General features: G+C 61.7%; 20 protein-coding genes. 13 read left to right on the top strand and 7 right to left on the bottom strand.

All coding sequences use genetic code 11. The features are described 5' to 3' along the window. Positions 1-3: 3 nt before the first annotated feature. Positions 4-450: a GtrA family protein gene (locus DBV08_RS01305; RefSeq protein WP_124566311.1), complete on the bottom strand. Its 447-nt coding sequence runs from the start codon at positions 448-450 to the stop codon at positions 4-6. After that, the gene (locus DBV08_RS01300) at positions 447-2,645 is read right to left on the bottom strand and encodes a hypothetical protein (protein ID WP_124566310.1); all 2,199 of its coding nucleotides are present in this window, start codon (positions 2,643-2,645) and stop codon (positions 447-449) included. The genes DBV08_RS01305 and DBV08_RS01300 overlap by 4 nt, the downstream gene beginning before the upstream one ends. 172 nt (positions 2,646-2,817) lie before the next feature. Between DBV08_RS01300 and DBV08_RS01295 the strand changes: the two genes are divergently transcribed. Both DBV08_RS01295 and rffA read left to right on the top strand, forming a co-directional pair. Beyond that, positions 2,818-3,804 carry a glycosyltransferase gene (locus DBV08_RS01295; RefSeq protein ID WP_124566309.1) on the top strand — a complete coding sequence of 329 codons (987 nt, stop codon included), beginning with the start codon at positions 2,818-2,820 and terminating at the stop codon, positions 3,802-3,804. After that, positions 3,794-4,936, top strand: a complete 1,143-nt coding sequence (rffA, locus tag DBV08_RS01290) for a dTDP-4-amino-4,6-dideoxygalactose transaminase (protein WP_124566308.1) — start codon at positions 3,794-3,796, stop codon at positions 4,934-4,936. Before DBV08_RS01295 ends, rffA begins: the two co-directional genes overlap by 11 nt. A 26-nt stretch (positions 4,937-4,962) precedes the next feature. Here the strand turns inward: rffA and DBV08_RS01285 are convergent, their stop codons facing one another. Further along, positions 4,963-5,949: a serine hydrolase gene (locus DBV08_RS01285; protein ID WP_124566307.1), complete on the bottom strand. Its 987-nt coding sequence runs from the start codon at positions 5,947-5,949 to the stop codon at positions 4,963-4,965. A gap of 75 nt (positions 5,950-6,024) precedes the next feature. Here DBV08_RS01285 and DBV08_RS01280 point away from each other — a divergent pair, with 75 nt between their 5' ends. From DBV08_RS01280 to DBV08_RS01255, 6 genes are all read left to right on the top strand, one after another. Then, positions 6,025-8,364, top strand: coding sequence for a Tex family protein (locus DBV08_RS01280; RefSeq protein ID WP_124566306.1), 2,340 nt, complete (start codon positions 6,025-6,027; stop codon positions 8,362-8,364). A 104-nt stretch (positions 8,365-8,468) separates the two neighbouring features. Next, complete coding sequence (locus DBV08_RS01275) at positions 8,469-9,356, top strand: hypothetical protein (protein WP_003942742.1); 888 nt, start codon at positions 8,469-8,471, stop codon at positions 9,354-9,356. A gap of 89 nt (positions 9,357-9,445) precedes the next feature. Further along, complete coding sequence (gene rplS, locus DBV08_RS01270; RefSeq protein ID WP_003942791.1) at positions 9,446-9,787, top strand: 50S ribosomal protein L19; 342 nt, start codon at positions 9,446-9,448, stop codon at positions 9,785-9,787. 55 nt (positions 9,788-9,842) lie between these two features. After that, positions 9,843-10,646: a signal peptidase I gene (lepB, locus tag DBV08_RS01265; RefSeq protein WP_185564391.1), complete on the top strand. Its 804-nt coding sequence runs from the start codon at positions 9,843-9,845 to the stop codon at positions 10,644-10,646. Positions 10,647-10,696: 50 nt separating this feature from the next. Next, the gene (locus DBV08_RS01260; RefSeq protein ID WP_095969243.1) at positions 10,697-11,377 is read left to right on the top strand and encodes a ribonuclease HII; all 681 of its coding nucleotides are present in this window, start codon (positions 10,697-10,699) and stop codon (positions 11,375-11,377) included. 37 nt (positions 11,378-11,414) lie between these two features. Next, the gene (locus DBV08_RS01255; RefSeq protein ID WP_003942715.1) at positions 11,415-11,720 is read left to right on the top strand and encodes a DUF2469 domain-containing protein; all 306 of its coding nucleotides are present in this window, start codon (positions 11,415-11,417) and stop codon (positions 11,718-11,720) included. Between the two features lie 84 nt (positions 11,721-11,804). Here DBV08_RS01255 and DBV08_RS01250 read toward each other — a convergent pair whose 3' ends face one another. From DBV08_RS01250 to DBV08_RS01240, 3 genes are all read right to left on the bottom strand, one after another. Further along, complete coding sequence (locus DBV08_RS01250) at positions 11,805-12,986, bottom strand: RtcB family protein (RefSeq protein ID WP_124566305.1); 1,182 nt, start codon at positions 12,984-12,986, stop codon at positions 11,805-11,807. 99 nt (positions 12,987-13,085) lie between these two features. Next, on the bottom strand, positions 13,086-13,304 hold the full coding sequence (locus tag DBV08_RS01245) for a hypothetical protein (RefSeq protein WP_124566304.1): 219 nt from the start codon (positions 13,302-13,304) through the stop codon (positions 13,086-13,088). Positions 13,305-13,386: 82 nt separating this feature from the next. Continuing rightward, positions 13,387-14,394 carry an iron-siderophore ABC transporter substrate-binding protein gene (locus DBV08_RS01240; RefSeq protein ID WP_260395230.1) on the bottom strand — a complete coding sequence of 336 codons (1,008 nt, stop codon included), beginning with the start codon at positions 14,392-14,394 and terminating at the stop codon, positions 13,387-13,389. A gap of 252 nt (positions 14,395-14,646) precedes the next feature. On the opposite strand from DBV08_RS01240, the gene DBV08_RS01235 reads away from it, so the two are divergent. Continuing rightward, positions 14,647-15,345, top strand: coding sequence for an AraC family transcriptional regulator (locus DBV08_RS01235; protein ID WP_260395229.1), 699 nt, complete (start codon positions 14,647-14,649; stop codon positions 15,343-15,345). A gap of 115 nt (positions 15,346-15,460) precedes the next feature. Here DBV08_RS01235 and DBV08_RS01230 read toward each other — a convergent pair whose 3' ends face one another. Next, entirely contained in the window at positions 15,461-16,195 is a 735-nt protein-coding gene (locus DBV08_RS01230) for a hypothetical protein (RefSeq protein ID WP_124566301.1), read from the bottom strand. Positions 16,196-16,456: 261 nt separating this feature from the next. On the opposite strand from DBV08_RS01230, the gene DBV08_RS01225 reads away from it, so the two are divergent. The 4 genes from DBV08_RS01225 to DBV08_RS01210 all read left to right on the top strand — a co-directional run bounded on the left by DBV08_RS01225 (position 16,457) and on the right by DBV08_RS01210 (position 20,264). Continuing rightward, the gene (locus DBV08_RS01225; protein WP_095970763.1) at positions 16,457-16,813 is read left to right on the top strand and encodes a YraN family protein; all 357 of its coding nucleotides are present in this window, start codon (positions 16,457-16,459) and stop codon (positions 16,811-16,813) included. Continuing rightward, a complete protein-coding gene (locus DBV08_RS01220; protein WP_124566300.1) occupies positions 16,813-18,321 on the top strand; it encodes a YifB family Mg chelatase-like AAA ATPase in 1,509 nt (502 codons plus the stop codon). The genes DBV08_RS01225 and DBV08_RS01220 overlap by 1 nt, the downstream gene beginning before the upstream one ends. Further along, positions 18,318-19,445, top strand: a complete 1,128-nt coding sequence (gene dprA, locus DBV08_RS01215; RefSeq protein ID WP_095970730.1) for a DNA-processing protein DprA — start codon at positions 18,318-18,320, stop codon at positions 19,443-19,445. The genes DBV08_RS01220 and dprA overlap by 4 nt, the downstream gene beginning before the upstream one ends. A 459-nt stretch (positions 19,446-19,904) precedes the next feature. Then, complete coding sequence (locus tag DBV08_RS01210) at positions 19,905-20,264, top strand: Lsr2 family protein (protein WP_003942721.1); 360 nt, start codon at positions 19,905-19,907, stop codon at positions 20,262-20,264. Positions 20,265-20,291 lie beyond the last annotated feature (27 nt).

Below are 20,291 nucleotides of genomic sequence, written 5' to 3'. Positions count from 1 at the left end.
AGGTCAGTGCCGTTCGGCAGGTTTGCGGCGGAACGAGAAGTATCGATGACCGAAGAAGCTCACACCGGCGACGATCAACATGACAACCGCTTGGGCGGGAAGCGGAGGGGCATGAAGAATCGACACCGCGATTGTTCCGAGTATCAGATTCAGCACCAGGCCACCGGAATTGACGACGATGAACGCACCCAGGTCGCGTGCGACATGTCCGCGGACGCGGAAAACCAGAGTCCGATGCAGAACGAAAGCGATGAGCACGCTGATGGAGTACGCGCCGATCACAGCCACTTGATACAGATCCTTGTTGTCGAGGATCAGTGACCAGATCACGAAGAGCACGTATCCGATCGCCGTATTAGCCACTCCGACAATGGCAAACGCGATGGGTTGATGCTTGACCACCCGCAGCAGTGGACCGGGGTTCTCGGGTGATGCGATGTCGTCGGTCATGAAGACTCGGTTTTCACGGTCTCGATCCGGTCCTTGCGCCGGGTCCGCAGATACATCCACTCGAGCACGCCGAGGCCGAGGATTCCGGCGACCATCGAAGCGCCGCCGACCTTCCAACCCGGCGGGCGCCACGTCAGGACAAGCTCTGCGTCCTTCGTCCCGGCGGGAATGTCCACGGTGACAAAGGACTTCGCGACGACGTCGATCGGGACAGACTGACCGCCCAGGCTCGCCCGATATCCGGGCCAGCCGAGCCGTGCGAACACAACCCTGCCGCCGGTCTCCGAACTGACACGAAGGGTGCTCGACATGTTCGTTTCCCCGGTCGAAACAGCCTCGACGTCTTGGGCGTCGGCGATGCGTCCGTTGCGTGTCGAGACGGGGCCGTCGACGCGTTCGAGCACCGAGATGTAGTTCTCGTGGCCGGGGTAGTCGACCCATGTCCATCCGTCGGGCGCCGGGTTCTTGCGTGCATCGGGGTAGAGGGCGTTCTGAAGTACGACGCGGTCCACGTTCATCAGGTCGACGATGGTGCGGCCAGTGGTGGGTTCGACGGTGAATGCACGTCGGAAGGCGTCGGGGCAGACGCTCATGTCCCAGCGCATGCAGAGCAGATCACCGAAGTAGAAGTGCCCGTTGGGGGTGTAGCCGCTGGTGTAGGTCAGTTCGAGGTCTTTGGGGTAGTTGCCGAAGGCCAGGGAACCGTACGCTCCGTCGAGGGTCTTGTCCCCGGGAGCGATGAGCGCACGGTCGCCCAGTTGCAGTGTCGTGCCGTCGAAGTCGGGGAAGGCCTCTTTCATCTCCGAGCGGGATTCGGGCAGGTTCCAGCTCATCGGGGTCGGTTGCGCGGCTCGAACCTGGGCGTAAGCGATGGGGGAGACCGCGGCGATTGCCAACAGACATGCGAGCGCGGTGCCCTTCGTACGGCCCAGCCAGACCATCGCGGCGCCCAGTGCGACAACGACCAGGGCTGAGATCACGTGCCATTTCGCGAGCCCGGGGGCTGCCGAGGCGGACCTGATCAGAAGCAGGCCGACGAGGATTCCCGCTGCAACGGCGCGCCCGCGCAACTTGTCGGTCGTGGCGTAACGCCCGAGCAGGATGCACACCAGAAGCAGGAGTCCGATGGCCACCATCGGAAGAACGCGCGCGGGCCACCGAAGTGGGCCGATCGTGCTCGGCCCGGCCGTCCACATGAGGACGGCGACCGTGAAGATCCCGACGGCGGTCAATTCGCGTGCCGCGCCGCGTGCCTTGCCCCAGTCTATGAACGCCAGGGCGGGTATGAGGAACCAGGCGATGTAGACCATGGGCATGGTCTGGATGTATCCCCACCACGAGGAGAATGCAGGCATGGTGCTCGGCAGGCTCGCGTTCAGCGATTCCGACCAGGGAACGGCGAGGAAAGCGTCGTTCTTGACTTCGGATGCGCCGCGCCAGGTGACGTCGGCGGTGAGCAGGCTCGGTAGATACGTCGCGAGACCGGCGAGGGCGGCACAGGCAGATACCGCCAGAAGCCGCAGCGACGGCAACCAACGCCGTTGATAGACAACTTCGCCGATTGCGACCGCGCCGATCATCAAGCCGGATTCGACTGCGGGGAAAACATATTGGACCGACATCGCGAGATACAAGAACACGAAGGTCGGGATCGGACCGCTCTTGCCGCGGGCGTAGCGGATTGCCGACGCCCATGCCTGAACCATCCATGCGGTGCCGGTGAAGGCTGTCATCCAACTGGCGGAGTCGAAGAACAGGAGGAACCCGGTGAACGGAATCGAGACTCCGGCGACCGCAGCCCACGTGGGCTTCGAGCCGTACTCCAGGCAGATCCGATAGACGCCCAGCGCAAGGATGATCGCGAAGATCAACTTCACGATCGTCGCGTACAGCGCGAGGTTGTCGAAGGACGGTGCGATCAGGTCGATCAGAAGTTGCGGCGGATTGAGAAGGCCCGCTTCCTCGATCGCGTAGTTGCCCGCCATCCAGTTCTCGGGGACGAGTACCGGCAGGTGGCCGTCCCGCAGGCTACGGCCGAGCATGACCCACAGCGGCGCGTACTGGGACTCGGTGTCGTCGGTGTAGAAGTGACGAGCGTTCGCTAGTACCACGGCCAGGTAGCCGGCGATGACACCGACCGCCGTGACGGCGCCCCACTTGTACACGTCTGCCCGGGCGAGAGTGCGAGTTTCCACCACGAGTTCCAGACCTTAACAGGGCAGGTGGGGCGCACGGAGACGCGAGCGCGTCACGCGCCGTCGGCATCCGAAGTCCGGACACCTCTGCGTGTTAAAGTTCGCGACGGTGTGGGCCCGATCGTGCCTGTCTCTCGGCGCCAGTCGAGCCCCCTGAAGGGAGTGGAAGCGAGTGCACTCGATTTCCGTCGTAGTGCCCGTTTATCAGGGCGAAAAGACGATCACGGCGCTCGTCGAGGAGTTGGACGGCCTGTGCGCGCCGAGTTCGACGCCCGGTGGTGCGCAGTTCACCGTCGACGAGATCGTTCTGGTCCACGACAACGGCCCGGACCGCTCCGACGTCGTGTTACTCGAATTGGAGCGTCGTTTCGATCAGGTGCGCGTCGTGTGGCTCAGTCGCAACTACGGCCAGGACGCGGCGACTATCGCCGGTATGGCCGCTGCCCGTGGACAGTGGATCGTGACGATGGACGAGGACGGCCAGCACGACCCGGTGCATATCGGGGCTTTCCTCGACACGGCGCTGACGGAGCGATCCGATCTCGTGTATTCCAAACCCACGAACACTCGCCCGCATGGATTCTTGCGGAACCTGACATCGCGCGGCGCAAAGATCGTCTTGGCGACGGTATTCGCGTTCCCTGATTCGACGAGATTCGAAAGTTACCGCCTGATCCGAGGTGACATCGGCCGACAGTTGGCCGGCGTCGCCGCCAATGGCGTGTACCTGGACGTCGCGCTGACGTGGGTGGTCGGCAACACGGCCACGGCGCCGGTGACTCTTCGAGCCGAAGGCCGCGAGGAATCCGGGTACAACTATCGGCGTTTGTTCTCGTTGTTCTGGAAGATGGTGTTGTGTAGCGGAACCCGCGGTCTGCGGTTGGTGAGTCTGCTCGGAGTCACTCTGGCGTCGGCCGGTGTGATCATGGCCGCGGTGATCTTCATCCAAGCCATGACCGGTGACAACAACGACCCGGAAGGATGGGCGTCGATCATTATGGCGCTGCTGGTCTGTTCGGGTGCGATCCTGTTTTCGCTCGGTCTCATCGCCGAATACCTCGGTGTTGCACTGCACGTCCTTGTCGGAAAGCCGCTGTATCTGACTGTCGATTCACCGCGGCCCGGAACCTCGATCGATCGGCATAGTCGTGAGCACTGATCGCATCATCTTCTCCCGCCCCTATCGGGCATCGAACGAATTGTCGAATCTGGCAACGGTTCTGGAGTCCGATCACATTCACGGTGACGGACGCTTCACCAAGTCCGCGACCGCTGCGCTCAGGGCGATCACCGGATCCACGCATGCTCTGCTGACGACCTCGTGCACTCATGCACTCGAATTGGGTGCGCTGCTCCTCGAATTGGGACCTGGCGACGAGGTGATCGTTCCGAGCTTCGCGTTCAGTTCGGCGGCGACTGCCGTCGCGTTGCGCGGTGCCACTGTTGTGTTCGTCGACATCGATCCGAGTACCGGCAATATCGATCCCGACTGCGTCGCAGCGGCGGTCACGGAGCGCACCAAAGCTGTACTGGTCATGCATTACGGCGGAGTCGCCGCCGACATGGAACCTCTCCTCGACGTCGCAAAACTCCACGGCGTCGCGTTGATCGAAGACAACGCCCATGGCCTCGGCGGAAAGTGGCGTGGGCGGGCGCTCGGCACCATCGGAACTATCGGTACGCAGAGTTTTCACGACACCAAGAACGTTCATTGCGGCGAGGGTGGCGCGCTGTTGCTCTCCGACGATCAGCTGATGACCCGCGCCGAAATCATCCGTGAGAAGGGGACCGACCGTGCGCGTTTCCTACGCGGCCAGGTCGACAAGTATTCGTGGCAGGACATCGGGTCGAGTTATCTGCCCAGTGAACTCAATGCCGCTGTCCTCGACGCACAACTCTCGGAGTTCGACGCGATTCAAGCGGCCAGGCATCGCGTCTGGGATGCCTACAGCGTGAGTCTGGGCGAGTGGGCGTCCGAGAACGGTGTCGTTCCCATGTCGGTCCCCGATGATCGCGAGCACACCGCGCACCTGTTCTATCTCAAGATGCCGACCGAAGAGAGTCGAGACGGGTTGATCCGGCATCTTGCCGCTGACGGAATCGTGGCGCCGTTTCACTACGTCCCGCTCGATACGAGTGCGGCCGGTGTGCGCTACGGACGAACACCGGAGCCGTGTGTGCGTAGCGCCGAGTTCTCCGCGTCGATCCTTCGCCTGCCGCTGTGGCCCATGCTCACGTCCGAACAACAGGACCGGGTCATCGGTTCGGTCCTCGACTACAAGCAGCCTTGAGGACGAACACGACCGCGTGGATCGAATCAGGGCCCGGACGCTTCGGGCATCACCGAGTCCGCGGTCGTGGATGTCGCCGCCCAGTCGTCGATGCTTCCGCTCGGGAAGAGGATCTGCGTGACGCCGGTGACCGTGTCGCGAGCGTGCAGTGCGCTCTCGTCGTCGACAGCATCGGTGAACGAGGTGTCGGGATAGAAGCTGTCCTCGTCGGTGTACTGGACGTCTTCTCGTGAACCGATCGCGATGATGTATCGGTTGTCGTCGCCGACGATGCCGGTGGACAGATGGATCCACTTGTCCTCGACACAGCACATCCAGCCTTGTTTGACTCCGATGACCGGCTCGCCGAACAAGGCCTCGGGCAAGCCGAACCTCTGGTCGTAGCCGTCGGTTCCTTCGGGAGTGGATTGCCGCAGGTACTCGACGAACTGCTCGACCCGTTCAGGTCCGAGTTGGTCGGAGTCGTCGAGGATCCCGCTGTAGAAGGTGACCAGGTCACGTGTCGTGGTTTCGGTGTTCCACCACATACCGTCCCACGGCGGCGTCGTCGCGGTCAGTGCGTAACGCTCGGCGACGCGGCTGATCACCTCTTGGCCGCCGACCTCGTCCCAGAGGAGGTTGGCTGCGGTGTCGTCGGAGGATTCGAGCATCGCCGCCATGAGGGTGCGATCGTCGTCCGTGATGGGCCGCTCGCCGCGAGCGTCCTGATGGAGTAGATCCTCGGCGATGAAAAGTTTTGCCACCGAGGCGGTTTCGATCTGCTGGTCACCGGCGACGTCGAGGTACTTGTCCGAGGAGCGGTCGAGGATCGCGATGGAGACGTCCGCACCACGCCCGAGCGCCGCTACCTGAGCTTGCGCCAGGCGGCCGTCGAGGGTCTCTGCAACCGGAACGTTGGTGTCGGGAAAGGCGGGGGTCTGCATCGGATCATCCGGGTTCTGTCCGCCGCTGCACGAAGCCGCAAAAGTAACTGCGGCCACCATTGCGGCAATCCGGACGTACCGCGTACTCATCTGTTTCCCCCGGTAGCCCTGACACGGCACTGTTGCCGATCTTCTTGTCTCAGGATAGCGGTAGGGTCGGATCTCGTGATTCTCAAGACCGTGAACCAGCGCATTGCCGAGGAACTCGACGTCCGCGAAGGCCAGGTTGCAGCAGCAGTCGACCTTCTCGACGGCGGAGCCACGGTGCCCTTCATCGCCCGGTACCGCAAGGAAGTCACCGGCACGCTCGACGACGCCCAGCTGCGACTCCTGGACGAGCGGCTGCGGTATCTCCGCGAGCTCGACGACCGTCGTGACGCCGTGCTCACGGAGATCGACTCTCAGGGCAAACTCGACGACCAACTGCGCGGTCAGATCATGCTGGCCGAGACGAAAGCGCGGCTGGAGGACATCTACCTCCCCTTCAAGCCGAAGCGGCGCACCAAGGCGCAGATCGCCCGCGAAGCCGGCCACGAGCCCGTCGCGGATGCTCTCATCGGAGATCCCACCACCGATCCCGCGCAGTATTCGGACGAACAACTCGACGGCGCCCGGTCGATCCTCGTGGAGCGCTTCGCCGAGGACGCCGATCTGGTCGGTGAATTGCGCGAGCTGATGTGGAATCGCGGCCAGGTCGTCTCCTCGGTCCGCAAGGGCAAGGAGACCGATGGCTCGAAGTTTGCTGACTACTTCGAGTTCTCGGAACCATTCTCCAAATTGCCCTCGCACCGCATCCTCGCCGTCCTGCGCGGCGAGAAGGAAGAAGTGCTGTCGCTCAACATGGCGGCCGACACCGAAGAACTCGCGCCGGGGGAGCGCACGGTCTACGAAGGCCGCATCGCGTCGCGGTTCGAGATCGCCGACCGTGGTCGGGCCGCCGACGGGTGGCTTCTCGACACCGTCAAGTGGGCCTGGAAGACGAAGTTCGCCGTCACACTCGGTATCGACACTCGGATGCGTCTGCGGCAGTCGGCCGAAAAGGACGCCGTCGACGTTTTCGCCACCAACCTCAAGGATCTACTCCTCGCAGCTCCCGCCGGCGCCCGACCCACCATGGGACTCGACCCCGGATTCCGCACCGGAACGAAGGTTGCCGTCGTCGACGGAACTGGCAAAGTTGTTGCCTACGAGACGATTTACCCGCATCAGCCGCAGAACAAGTGGGACGCGGCTCTTGCGACGCTTGCCGGGCTGGTCGCCAACCACGGCGTCGAACTGATCGCCATCGGCAACGGCACGGCCTCACGTGAGACCGACACGCTCGCTACCGAACTGATCAAGAAGACCGGCGCGCCCAACCTGACCAAGATCGTCGTATCCGAGGCAGGCGCATCGGTGTACTCGGCTTCGGCCTACGCGTCGCAGGAACTTCCCGACCTCGACGTCTCGATTCGCGGTGCGGTGTCCATTGCGCGTCGCCTGCAGGATCCGTTGGCGGAGTTGGTCAAGATCGATCCCAAGTCCATCGGTGTCGGTCAGTACCAGCACGACATCACCGAATCGCTGCTCTCACGTTCCCTCGACGCCGTCGTCGAGGATGCCGTCAACTCGGTCGGCGTCGACGTCAACACCGCGTCCGTGCCGCTGCTCGCTCGGGTGTCCGGAATCGCGGGTTCTCTCGCGGAGAGCATCGTTGCACATCGGGATCAGAACGGTCCGTTCAAATCCCGCAAGGGACTCAAGGACGTCTCCCGCCTGGGGCCCAAGGCTTTCGAACAGTGCGCAGGCTTCCTGCGGATCACCGACGGTGACGACCCGCTCGACGCGTCGAGCGTCCACCCGGAGGCATATCCGGTGGTTCGCAAGATCGTTGCGAGTGCGGGCGGGGACGTGCGCACCGTGATCGGAAACTCGCAGGCACTTCGATCGGTCAAGGCGTCCGACTACGTCGACGAGCGATTCGGTCTGCCGACCGTCACGGACATCATCTCCGAGTTGGAGAAGCCGGGACGAGATCCACGACCCGAATTCAAGACCGCGACCTTTGCCGCAGGCATCGAGAAGGTGGCGCATCTCAAGCCAGGTATGACTCTCGAAGGCGTGGTCACCAACGTCGCAGCCTTCGGCGCCTTCGTCGACATCGGAGTTCATCAGGACGGTCTGGTTCACGTCTCGGCGATGTCACACAACTTCGTCAAGGACCCACGCGAGGTCGTCAAATCCGGTGACGTCGTCAAGGTGAAGGTTCTCGAAGTGGACGAGGCACGCCAACGCATCGGGCTGACGCTTCGTCTCGACGACGAGGTGGGTGCGCCCCGCAAGTCCGAAGGCCCGCGTGGTGGGCAACCTCAGCGTCAGGGCCAGCCGCAGGGTCAGCGTCAGGGGCAGGGTCAGCAACGAGGAAATGGCGGACGCCAGGGTGGGCGCGAGCAGCGACCGGACAACCGCGCGCCTGCTGCCGGGTCGATGGCCGACGCTCTGCGCAAGGCGGGCTTCGGCAAGTAAATCCGTCCGCCGGGTTTTCGAAGTCCGTATCGTCACAATCGAGTCGGTTGGCGGTATGAATCCGATCAGGGTCGGATCATGAATTCGGTGAAGGGAGGACAGCGATGCGAGAGTGGCTCGAGCGCGAGATCATCGCCCATGGCCGATTGCCGTTGCTGTTCTTCCTGCTCGGGTTCCTGTCCGCGTTCCTTTTCATCCGCCTCAGCGTTCGGATGATTCGCGCGCAAGTGAAATGGTGGCCGGGCAACATCGCGCCCGGAGGTCAGCATGTGCATCACGTCGTGTTCGGTGTGATCGCCATGATGATCTCCGGTGGTGCGTTGATCGCGGTCTACGTCGATGGTTCGCAGACCACCGGCGCCGTCCTGGCGGCGATCTTCGGTATGGGTGCGGCGTTGGTGCTCGACGAGTTCGCACTGATCTTCTATCTGAAGGATGTGTACTGGTCCGAACAAGGTCGGACATCGGTGGATGCGGTCTTCGTCGCGATCGCCGTGACCGGTCTGGTGCTGCTGGGTTTCCGCCCCCTCGAACTTCTCGACGTCGCCGGATTCCGTGAAGAACGAGATCCGTGGATCAAATTGGTCTTCGTTTTCGTCGCGTTGATCAACTTCGCCTTGGCGGCAATCGTGATTCTCAAGGGGAAGATCTGGACGGGGCTCGTCGGTCTGTTCGTCTTTCCGCTGCTGGTAATCGGAGCGGTTCGCTTGAGCCGGCCGGGTGCACCGTGGGCTCGCTGGCGGTACACGCGCAAGCCGAAACGGATGAACCGCGCGCTCGAGCGTGAGCGGAAGTGGCGTCGGCCCGTCATCCGGGCCAAGATCTACGTCCAGGATCTCATTGCCGGATCACCGAGCGTCGAGCATGCGATGACCGCGGCCGAGCAGGAACTGGACCACACCATCCACGCGGCTCCGCCACCACCGATTTCCCCGCTGGTGTCCGCGTCTGGCACAATGGACGGGTTGCCTGGACCAGGCAGCAGCACTTGATCTGGGCACGAACCAGACGAGCGCCGTTTCGGGAGACCGAAACGCGTGCCGCTCGGTTCCTCTGCTCCTGCGAAATACAAGGATGACATATGAACACCCTGGACTTCCTGGACAAAAAGTCGCTCCGCGACGACATCCCCGAGTTCCGTCCCGGCGACACGCTCAACGTGAACGTCAAGGTTATCGAAGGCTCCAAGGAGCGCGTGCAGGTCTTCAAGGGCGTCGTTATTCGTCGCCAGGGCGGCGGCGTTCGCGAGACCTTCACCGTCCGTAAGGTCTCCTTCGGCGTCGGCGTCGAGCGCACCTTCCCGGTTCACAGCCCCACGCTGGCCTCCATCGAGGTTCTGACCCGCGGTGACGTCCGTCGCGCCAAGCTGTACTACCTCCGTGAGCTTCGTGGCAAGAAGGCGAAGATCAAGGAAAAGCGCTGATCTTTCCGATGAGCCCGGCACCGCGTACGCGCGGTGTCGGGCTAATCTGGTTTCTGTGGCAGATTCTTCGAAGGAGCAGGCATTGTCGTCCGGACCCGAGAATCACGAGGGATCAAGCGGTTCCGCGGAACCGACCTCACATCGGCCGCAGAAGAAACAGCGATCGTTCCTGCGAGAACTCCCTGTTCTGATCGGCGTAGCGCTGGTACTCAGCATCGTCCTTCAGGCATTTGTCTTCAGAGTTTTTCTCATCCCATCCGAGTCGATGGAACCGACACTGCACGGCTGTGCAGGATGTACCGGTGACCGCATCGTGGTGGAGAAGATCGGATACCGCTTCGGCGATCCGGAACCCGGCGACGTCGTCGTCTTCAAGGGACCCGATTCGTGGAACACGAAATATGTGTCCAATCGGTCCGACAACGTTGTAGTCCGCGGCATTCAAGAAGTCGGTTCGTGGGTCGGCCTCGTTCCGCCGGACGAGAACGACTTGGTCAAGCGAGTGATCGCAACAGGTGGCCAGACCGTCGAATGCTGTGATGACCAGGGCCGAGTCCTGGTCGACGGCAAACCGCTGGACGAGCCGTACATCAAGATGGATTTCCCGTTCACTCCGGGAACACAAACGTGTGACACCGAAGTGAAGTCGGGCCGATGCTTCGGACCGATCACCGTTCCCGAGGGTCACGTGTGGGTCATGGGTGACAACCGCAGCAATTCCGCCGACTCGCGCTACCACGTGGACGACGAGTTCCAGGGAACAGTCCCGATCGACAACATCATCGGTCAAGCTCGATTCATCGTCCTTCCCCCGTCGCGAATGGGCGGCATCGATGCGCCTGATATTCAGGGCAACTGAGTTGTCGGACCGCACACATGGATTCGCGTAGTTCCGAGTAGGCAGAGGCAGTGAGTAGTTGGCCCCCTCGCGTTGTCATTCGCAGATCGGCAGGTCTGCGGACGATGGAGTCTGCGTTGGCGCGAACCGGACTCGGTCCGGTCGCCGGCGTCGACGAAGCCGGGCGCGGAGCGTGCGCTGGTCCACTCGTCATTGCCGCGTGTGTCCTGGCGCCGAAACCGCAAGCGGCACTGGCGCGGCTCGACGATTCGAAGAAGTTGACCGAACGCGCGCGCGAGGAGCTTTTCCCGGCCATCAAGCGTTTGGCGTTGGCGTGGAGTGTTATTTCGGTACCCGCTGCGGAAGTCGATCAGATCGGTATCCACGTCGCCAACATCGAGGGGATGCGACGAGCAGTTGCGGGCCTCGACCTCGAACCGGGCTACGTCCTCACCGACGGGTTCCGGGTTCCGGGTTTGACGGCTCCGTCGCTGCCGGTCATCGGCGGTGACGGCGCCGCTGCATGTATCGCCGCGGCCAGCGTTCTCGCGAAGGTCACCCGAGATCGTGTGATGACGGAGATGGACAGCACTCATCCCGGATACGGTTTCGCGATTCACAAGGGATACAGCACGCCCCTGCACATGGACGCTCTCGAAGACCTGGGGCCGTGCCCCGAACACCGCATGACCTATGCCAACGTGGTGGCTGCGGGAGTCCGGTTGGAACAACGTGCAGGCCGTACGGGATGATGGAAGTTCAGACGAACTGGGAGGACTGGCTAAACCGATGAGTGCCGAGGATCTCGAGAAGTACGAAACCGAGATGGAGCTGTCGCTCTACCGTGAATACCGGGACATCGTCGGACAGTTCTCCTACGTCGTGGAGACCGAACGACGTTTCTACCTGGCCAACACGGTCGAGTTGCTGCCCCACAATTCCGACGGGGAAATCTACTTCGAGCTGCGGATGTCCGACGCCTGGGTGTGGGACATGTACCGCCCGGCGCGATTCGTGAAGTACGTGCGCGTCGTGACGTTCAAGGACGTCAACATCGAAGAGTTGGACAAGCCGGATCTGCGCCTTCCTGACTGACCTGTGCGTGCTGCACAGATCTCGACGACGAAGTGCCCCGCCGATATCGGCGGGGCACTTCGTATTTCGCTGCTTTGTGCCGGATCAGTTGCCCTTGACGTTCACGATCTGACGCAGGGTGTGTCGAATCTCGACCAAGTCCTTCGCGTCGTCCATCACGACGTCGATGTCCTTGTACGCACCCGGGATCTCGTCGAGGAACGCCGCGGAGCGCTTGTATTCGATGCCGACCATCGCCTTGTCGAGATCTTCGATGGTGAAGGTCTTGCGTGCCTGGTTACGTCCGTACACCCGACCCGCGCCGTGGGGGCTGGACTTGAACGAGGGCACGTTTCCCTTGCCGACGACGACGTAACTCGCGGTTCCCATCGAACCGGGGATGAGCCCGGGCGTGCCCTCGTCTGCCTTGATCGCACCCTTACGGCTCAACCACACTCCGCGACCCATGTGGAACTCCTTCTGGGTGAAGTTGTGGTGGCAGTTGATCCGCTCGAGCTCGTCGATGATCGCGGGTTTGCCGTCACCGATGAAATGCGCGAAGTCCTTCACGACGCGGTCCATCATCTCTTCTCGGTTGAGCAGGGCGAAATGCTGAGCCCAGTTGAGATCGGTGATGTACGAGTCGAATTCGGGTGTCTTCTCGACCAGGTAGGCAAGATCCGGATCGGGAAGGTCGATGTACCACCGCTCGCACAAGTCCTTGGCGATCTTGATGTGATGCTGTGCGAGCTTGTTTCCGATACCGCGGCTTCCCGAGTGCAGGAACAGCCAGACGCCGTCGCTTTCGTCGAGCGTCACCTCGATGAAGTGGTTACCCGAACCCAGCGTTCCGAGCTGAAACCTCCAGTTGTTCTTGAACTTGTCGTAGAAAGCCAGACGATCGCCCGCCATCGCCTCGAGTTCTGCGATGCGGATGTGCGCCGTGTCGCTCAGCGTCGTGTTGTAGACACCTGCCGAGAGCGGGACGGAGCGTTCGATGCTGTGGCGAAGAATGCTCAGGTCGCGGCCTTGAAGGTCGCATGCGCTGAACTGGGTTTTGACCGCGATCATTCCGCAGCCGATATCGACTCCTACGGCGGCGGGCATGATTGCGCCTTCCGTCGGAATGACCGAACCCACCGTCGCACCCGCACCGAGGTGCGCATCCGGCATCAATGCCAGATGTGGACGGACAAAAGGCATCTGGGACGTGCGCAGCGCTTGCTCACGAGTGTTCTCGTCGAGTATCGATGCCCAGTTCCACAGCCTCTTGGTGATCTTCTCCATCAGATTTCTCCCACATAGTTCACAGCCGAACCGATCGGTCCGACGTGTGTCGTGCAGGATTGACCATGCGCTTCGTCCGTGGTTGTGTGCAACCCCTTTTCAGGTGCGCAGGCCGTCTGCGAGTTCGTAGATTCGCCCGACATACTTCTCCTGAAAGGCTTTTCGGGCAGCATCTGCCTGTTGCCGAGCGCCCATTCGGGAGTAGAGGTACTCGAGGTGAACCAAGCTCTCGCCGATGTCGACGCGTCGCTGGTCGAGAACCGTCAACTCGTCGACCAGTCGAGCCAGATCTAACGCGGTGTCCGGTACCTCGTCCATGGCGGTCCTCGATGTTCGTGGGTGCTTCCTGGGATTGAGGCTAACACTCTTCGAACATATTTTCGATACCTGGTCCTGTTGTCTACTTCGACAAGGTAGCTGTCAGCTGGTCGATGGCATAGGGGATGCTGAGGACGGTGTTGCCGGACATTGCAGCGCCGACGGGTGGATCTGCGGTGTATCGCACGACTATCGCATTTCCGTTTTTCACAGCGGGTAACCGCTGGTAAAGAGTGTTGCCGGCGAGAGCCTTCTCGCCCTCCGGATCGGCCATCACGATCAAGCGGTCGACGGGCTCGAGGATGTCGTAGCGCTCGTTCGGGAGCCAGTCGCCGAACTGGTCGCCGACAAATGTGTCGACCGTCGGCGGGAGGGTGAATCCGAGTGACGAGAGGAAGATTCCGCGTGGGTCGTGCGACGAGAACACGTATCCCTCGGGAGTGTCGAGGTTGACGATCGTCGCGGTTTGCCCGGCGAATTCCGGGTGCGCAGCGCGAGCGGTGGCAAACGCATTTTCGGTATCCGTGATCAATTGTCGAGCTTGTGGTTCTTTGCCGAGGGCGCGCCCGGCGGTGACCGTCATGTCGGTCCACGGCGTTGTGTATGCGTCGTAGTCCTTGCTCTGTGCGACGGTCGGCGCAATCGAGGTCAGCTTCTTGTAGGTTTCCGTGTCGATGTCGGCGTACAGCGCGAGGATCAGATTTGGTGCGAGGGAGGCGATTTGCTCGAAGTTGAAGTCTCCGCCGCTGTTGATGTACGTCGGAGTTTTCCCCTTCCAGTAGTCCTTCGTCCACGGCCAGCTTTCATCCATGCCGGACCCCCACCATTCGGCCATGCCGACGGGTTCGACTCCCAAGGCAAGCAGTGGTTCGTGATCGGTGTAGCCGAGTGTGACGACGCGCTGTGGTTCGGCGTCGATTGTCGTCGAACCCAGGGCGTGCTCGATCGTCACGGGGAATGCGTCGTTGCTCTGGGTCGCTGATGTGGTGTCGACGCCTTGTGAGGTTCCGCAGGCGGTCGAGAACCCGATGATCGCGGCCGTCGTGAGTAGGGCGGCGAGGATTCGGGTGCTACGTGAGGGCACGTACATGCTCCTTCGAAGTGGTGGGCGAGTGATCTGAGTTCCGCAGGAAAGTGCTGAACTGGTCGCATCAGCAATAAAGTGAGGCTAACCTTTGCAGAATTGTCGGTCCATCCTTCCGGATGGACTCGGATACGCCCAGGAAGACGCAAAATGTCCACTCTCGAGTACTCGACTCGCCCAAACTCCTTGCTAGCACTCCCCGATAGTCGCGGACGGACATTCAAAGATTTTCAGGTTTACGCCAACATCGTCGACGGCGTGACCGCGTACGGAGCTCATCGACACCCGGAGCATCAGATCGCCTGGATGAGTGAAGGCACGATGCAGATCGCTGCCGGGGGCAATGTGTGGCACCTGCACAGCGAACACTTGGTCTGGCTGCCGGGCACCGTCCTCCATGACATGACTCTTCTGACGGAGGGATGCATGATCGCAGCCTATGCGCGTCCGGATCTACGCCCTGCCGGGCCGCGGTGGACTCAGCCACGTGTTCTCGAAGTCGATGCACTGTCCGCTCAATTGTTGCGGCACCTCGCCGACCGGACCATCGACGATGCTCGGCGGTTGATGAGTCAGGAGTTGCTCTACGACATTCTTGCTTCAGCACCCGAACGGCACGACGTCCTCGCGGTTCCTCGCAACGCTGCGGCGAGTTCGGTTTCAGCCCGGATCCTGGCTGATCCGGCGGACTCACGGACGCTGGGGGAGTGGGCGGGCGAACTCGGGGTCAGTTCCAAGACCTTGATGCGAGCCTTTGTTGCCGATACCGGGATTACGTTCGGGCAGTGGAGAACTCGGGCACGCATGTATGCGTCTCTGGAGATGCTTGCGCGGGGTGAGGGCGTCAATGACGTTGCCCCGCAGGTGGGTTACCGGACCAGTAGCGGGTTCATCGCCGCATTTCGGGAAACCTTCGGTACGACGCCGGCCCGGTACGGCGGAAAGCTGATGCGGTGATTTGCTGATGATTTCTTGAACTCGGTTGACGGCAAAGCTTTGTTCGGCAAGGTAGAAATGGGCCGAGCTACCAGCATCTGCTGGTAGCTCGGCCGATTTACCAATCTGAACTGAGTCAGCTCATGTTGCCGAGCACATTGCCCAGGACACCGCTGATGACATTGGTCATCGACCCCTGCGGGTCGGTGAGGGAGCCGAATACCTGGCCTGATCCGGAGTTGAGTGAGCCGAAGCCCATGTCCTCGAGGCTTCCGGCGCCCGCCTCGACGGGGTTCGGCTGCCGGATGGTGACGCACACGCCCATCGGATTGATGTTCCAGTCGCCCGCCGCCAGCACAATGTTGGTGCCGGCGCCGCTGTCGAGCTGAGAGCCGACAACTGCGTTATCGGGAACCTTGTAGGTGGTCTCCAATGCGATGATGCCGCCACCAGCAGTGGTCCATCCGCCGCCCTTTGCCACCACGGAGTTGTTGCCGACGACGACGGTCTTGGTGACGTCGTCCCACTTCTGGTCGCCGATAAGCCATTTGACGTTCAGGCGAGCCTTGACGAGCTGGAATCCTGCCGGGTGGAAATCGCGGATCTCGTTGACGAGTGCTCCCGAACCGGAAACCTTGGTGATGTAGGTGACTGTCTGACCCGCTGCGACCTTGCCGTCGCCGACAACCTGCTTGCTGACGGTGTAGGGCGTCCAGACGGAGCCGGGCCAATCGTCGGTCACCGACTGGTTGAGCGCGCAGGCCGGTGCTGCTTGCGCCACCGAGGCTCCAAGTCCAACGGTGACGCCGGCGGCGAGGAGAACGAGGGAAGTGGTGGTGGCTACTGCGTGGCGTAGTGAGCGGCGGGCCATGTAGAACTCCATTCAGCGGGGTGCGTGACGGTTTGAGCAAAACTGTAACTAGTTCTACTGGACTTTCGTCCAATTTGTGGGGATTTCAGAAAATTGTCGAAGTGTGCGCCGTCGTTGATGTATCACGCTGCCGAATTGCACAGGTTCTGAGTTGTCCACAGGTCGGTTGTGGGTGGCTTGGTTTTGTGGTGGTGGGTTGAGGGTGGTGGGTGGGACGCGTTTCGTATGGGCGGGCGCGGGGTGTGAGTGGTGGGGGCTGTGATGGCGAGGAATATGGCGTTGGGTGCTCGGGGCGAGGATGTGGCTGTCGAGTTCCTGATCGATGCGGGTTTGGAGATTGTCGAGCGTAATTGGCGTTGTCGGTACGGCGAGTTGGATGTTGTTGCGACATCCGGTGATCGGATTGTGTTCGTGGAGGTGAAGACTCGCTCTGGTGTCGGGTACGGGAGTCCGGCGGAGTCGGTGACGTTCGCGAAGCAGCGTCGGATTCGGGTGTTGGCGATGCAGTGGCTCACGGATTCGGGTCGGTCGTGGTCGAGGGTGCGTTTCGATGTGGTGGCGGTGCTGATCGGCCGCGGCGGCGAGTTTTCGGTCGAGCATTTTGTGGATGCGTTCTGATGGCGTTGGGGCGGGCGCATTCTGTTGCGGTCAGTGGCGTGGACGGCCAGATCGTGGAGATCGAGGCGGATATCGGGCGCGGGTTGCCAGCGGTGCATTTGGTGGGGCTGCCTGATACGGCGTTGCACGAGTCGCGTGATCGGATTCGGGCGGCGGTGACTAATTCTGGTGAGGAGTGGCCGGACAGCAAGGTGATTTTGGCGTTGTCGCCGGCGACGTTGCCGAAGGTGGGCAGTGTTTACGATTTGGCTTTGTCGTTGTCGGTTCTCGATGCGGCGAAGAAGTTGCCGCGGAAGTTGTTGCGGGAGACTGTGTTTTTGGGGGAGTTGGCGCTCGACGGTCGTTTGCGGACGGTGCGTGGTGTGTTGCCTGCGGTGCTTGCGGCGAAGCGGGCGGGGTGGGGGACTGTGGTGGTTCCAGCTCGGGCGTTGGCAGAGGCGGGCCTGGTCAAGGGGATCGAGGTGCTGGGTGCCGACGATTTGTCTGCGGTGATCGGGTGGTTGCGTGGGGAGTTGGCGTTGGCTGTTCCTGATGTTTTCGAGCGTGCGGATTCGGTGGTGGTGCGGGATTTGAGTGAGGTTGTCGGGCAGACGGATGCTCGGTGGGCGATCGAGGTTGCGGCGGCGGGTGCGCATCATCTGATGTTGACGGGTCCGCCGGGGATCGGGAAAACGATGTTGGCGCAGAGGCTTCCGGGGATTCTGCCGCCGTTGACGGAGGGGGAGTCGTTGGAGGTGACGGCGATTCATTCGGTGGCGGGGGTGTTGCCGGAGGATCGGCCGTTGATAGACATGCCGCCTTTCATTGCGCCGCATCACAGTTCGTCGGTCAGCGCGCTGGTGGGTGGTGGTAGCGGGATGGCTCGTCCTGGTGCGGTCAGCCGCGCCCATCGCGGCGTGCTGTTCCTCGACGAATGTGCCGAGATCGGGGTGAAAGTGCTCGAAGCGCTACGCACGCCGCTCGAAGACGGGGAGGTGCGAATCGCCCGGCGAGACGGAGTTGCGCGGTACCCGGCGCGGTTCCAGCTGATCCTGGCCGCCAATCCCTGCCCGTGCGCGCCGCCGAGAGACGCGGATTGTGTCTGTGCACCCGCGGCGCGTCGCCGGTACCTGGGGAAATTGTCCGGCCCGCTCTTGGACCGAGTCGACATCAGGGTCCGGATGCAAGCCGTTGCGACCGGAGCGCTGATCGACGAAGTGGGGGAAAGCACCGGCGATGTTCGTGCGCGCGTGGCGGCAGCTCGAGACACTGCAGCCCAGCGGTGGAGCGAGTACGGGTGGCGGACCAACGCGGAAGTGCCAGGGCCTGCGTTGAGGCAGAAGTTCAGACTCTCGCGTGCGGCGTTGGCGCCGGTGGAACGGGCGCTGCGTAAAGGGGTGATAACCGCTCGTGGGGCTGACCGAGCGTTGCGGGTTGCCTGGAGTGTCGCCGATCTGGCAGGTGAGGCGATGCCAGGGCCCGACCAAGTTGTCACCGCACTCGACTTCCGAGACAGGGGATTCCAATGACTGCACACGATCCACGACTACTCGCTTGGGCATATCTGTCCCGCGTCGTGCAGGGGCCCAGCGCGTATATGTCCATGTTGATCGACGAGCTCGGGGTCGAAGAAACTGCGAGGGCGGTTCGCAAGGGCGATCTGCCGCCCTCGATCGAGGAGAAGACGCGAGCCCGCGCTCACATCGACACCGCCCAGCGAGATCTCGACCTGATGGAGGCAATGGGTGGCAGGCTCGTAACTCCGAACTGCACCGATTGGCCTGCGTGGCGGATGCTTTCCTTCGACGGACTCGATGCCTCCGGGGGCGAGACGGCACCATTTGTGTTGTGGATGTTGGGGTCTGGGGATTTGGTTGATCTCACCGAGAGATCGGTTGGGATTGTCGGCACGCGGGCATCGACTGCATACGGCGAACATGTGACGGCAGAGATTGCCGGTGACCTCGCCGTCGACGGATGGACCGTGATTTCCGGGGCGGCCTTCGGTATCGACGGGGCCGCGCACCGCGCTGCATTGGGCGTAGGCGGAACCACTCTGGCCGTCTTGGCCTGTGGGGTGGATCGAGCGTATCCGTCCGGGCATGCGCGACTACTCAAACAGATAGCGAATTCGGGTGCGGTGATAAGTGAATATCCACCCGGCACGACACCTGCAAAGTTCCGATTTCTGGCACGGAATCGACTGGTAGCTGCGTTGTCGGACGGAGTCGTGGTTGTCGAGGCGGGTTGGCGCAGTGGGGCACGCAATACCGCCAATTGGGCTCGGAAATTGGGGCGCCCGGTAATGGCGGTGCCGGGACCGGTGACATCGGCATCGTCGACCGGATGTCACCGGATGATTCGCGAAGGTGAAGCGCAACTCGTTTCCAATGCCGTGGATGTAGTCGAAGCGTCAGGTCCATTTGGTGTCGGGGATTCCGCGGAGGATGCTGCGGCGACGCGTGACATCGACTCATTGCGCGGCAATTCTCGGTTGGTATACGAAGCTCTGCCGGGAACAGGGTCTCGTAGTACCCGTGAGTTGTCCGAGGAATCGGGCTTGCTCATAGCTCAGGTTCGTGCAACTCTTCCTCTGCTCGAACTCGAGGGATTTGCAAGTTCTGATTCGAGTGGTTGGTTTCGGACGCGGTAGTTCGTGAACCTCTCTGCGCTGTCCGACCATGCGTGGCGATGCTCACTAATCGTTTCCGAAGGCAGCGAATCTTCAATACCGTCAGTGCATCGGTAATTGCACGTCAGGGCTATATTTCGTGAATTTGCTCGACTGTGTGCAATGTAATTCTCGACCCCGCTTTGCCGACCCGACCTGCAGGTTCGACAAGTCTCAGGAAAGCCTCAGGTCTATGTGCATAGAAGTCCGATTAGTCTGGATCACGATGACGGCGGGTATTGATCGACACCCGGTACCCGAAGTGTGAATGTACAAAATTTCGGGACCATGCTCGTTCGAGGCAATACCGCTAACCTGCTGCTAATTCGGACCATTGAGTCTGTTCGGAAATCACGGAGACTTACGAACTTCTTTTGTTCATCAACGCTCTATCTGTGTATTGTGAAGGAGAATTGAATCGATCATTGAAAGAGGAGTGCAATGGCTGAGAAGCTGATTCGGCAACTCATCGACGACCTTGACGGTAAGCCGATTGACGATGGATTCGGTGATCGAATTGAGTTCTCTTACCAGGGAACGGATTACGTGATCGATCTGCGCGCCACCAATGCGGAGAAGTTCGACGCTGCGGTGAAGCCGTTCGTCGAGGCGGCCGCGAAGGTGAGCGGGAAGCGCGGTAAGAAGGCTCAGGCTGCATCTCCGCAGGCCACGTCGGGTTCAGGCCGCTCCAAGGAGACGCTCCAGGCCATCCGTGACTGGGCGGGTAAGAACGGTTACGAAGTTGCTCCGCGTGGACGTATCAAAGCGGAAATCATCGACGCTTTCGACGCTGCACACTAGATTGAATTAAATACACCTCTGGCTCCC

Source organism: Rhodococcus sp. KBW08, from assembly GCF_003852455.1.
Lineage (GTDB): Bacteria > Actinomycetota > Actinomycetes > Mycobacteriales > Mycobacteriaceae > Rhodococcus_F > Rhodococcus_F baikonurensis.
This window is presented reverse-complemented; position numbering and strand designations above follow the sequence as displayed.

Coding starts and splice junctions, on each gene's coding strand:
- DBV08_RS01305 (WP_124566311.1), bottom strand. CDS start 450: ATGACCGACGACATCGCATCACCCGAGAACCCCGGTCCACTGCTGCGG.
- DBV08_RS01285 (WP_124566307.1), bottom strand. CDS start 5,949: ATGAGTACGCGGTACGTCCGGATTGCCGCAATGGTGGCCGCAGTTACT.
- DBV08_RS01275 (WP_003942742.1), top strand. CDS start 8,469: ATGCGAGAGTGGCTCGAGCGCGAGATCATCGCCCATGGCCGATTGCCG.
- rplS (WP_003942791.1), top strand. CDS start 9,446: ATGAACACCCTGGACTTCCTGGACAAAAAGTCGCTCCGCGACGACATC.
- DBV08_RS01255 (WP_003942715.1), top strand. CDS start 11,415: ATGAGTGCCGAGGATCTCGAGAAGTACGAAACCGAGATGGAGCTGTCG.
- DBV08_RS01250 (WP_124566305.1), bottom strand. CDS start 12,986: ATGGAGAAGATCACCAAGAGGCTGTGGAACTGGGCATCGATACTCGAC.
- DBV08_RS01245 (WP_124566304.1), bottom strand. CDS start 13,304: ATGGACGAGGTACCGGACACCGCGTTAGATCTGGCTCGACTGGTCGAC.
- DBV08_RS01240 (WP_260395230.1), bottom strand. CDS start 14,394: ATGTACGTGCCCTCACGTAGCACCCGAATCCTCGCCGCCCTACTCACG.
- DBV08_RS01230 (WP_124566301.1), bottom strand. CDS start 16,195: ATGGCCCGCCGCTCACTACGCCACGCAGTAGCCACCACCACTTCCCTC.
- DBV08_RS01225 (WP_095970763.1), top strand. CDS start 16,457: ATGGCGAGGAATATGGCGTTGGGTGCTCGGGGCGAGGATGTGGCTGTC.
- DBV08_RS01220 (WP_124566300.1), top strand. CDS start 16,813: ATGGCGTTGGGGCGGGCGCATTCTGTTGCGGTCAGTGGCGTGGACGGC.
- dprA (WP_095970730.1), top strand. CDS start 18,318: ATGACTGCACACGATCCACGACTACTCGCTTGGGCATATCTGTCCCGC.
- DBV08_RS01210 (WP_003942721.1), top strand. CDS start 19,905: ATGGCTGAGAAGCTGATTCGGCAACTCATCGACGACCTTGACGGTAAG.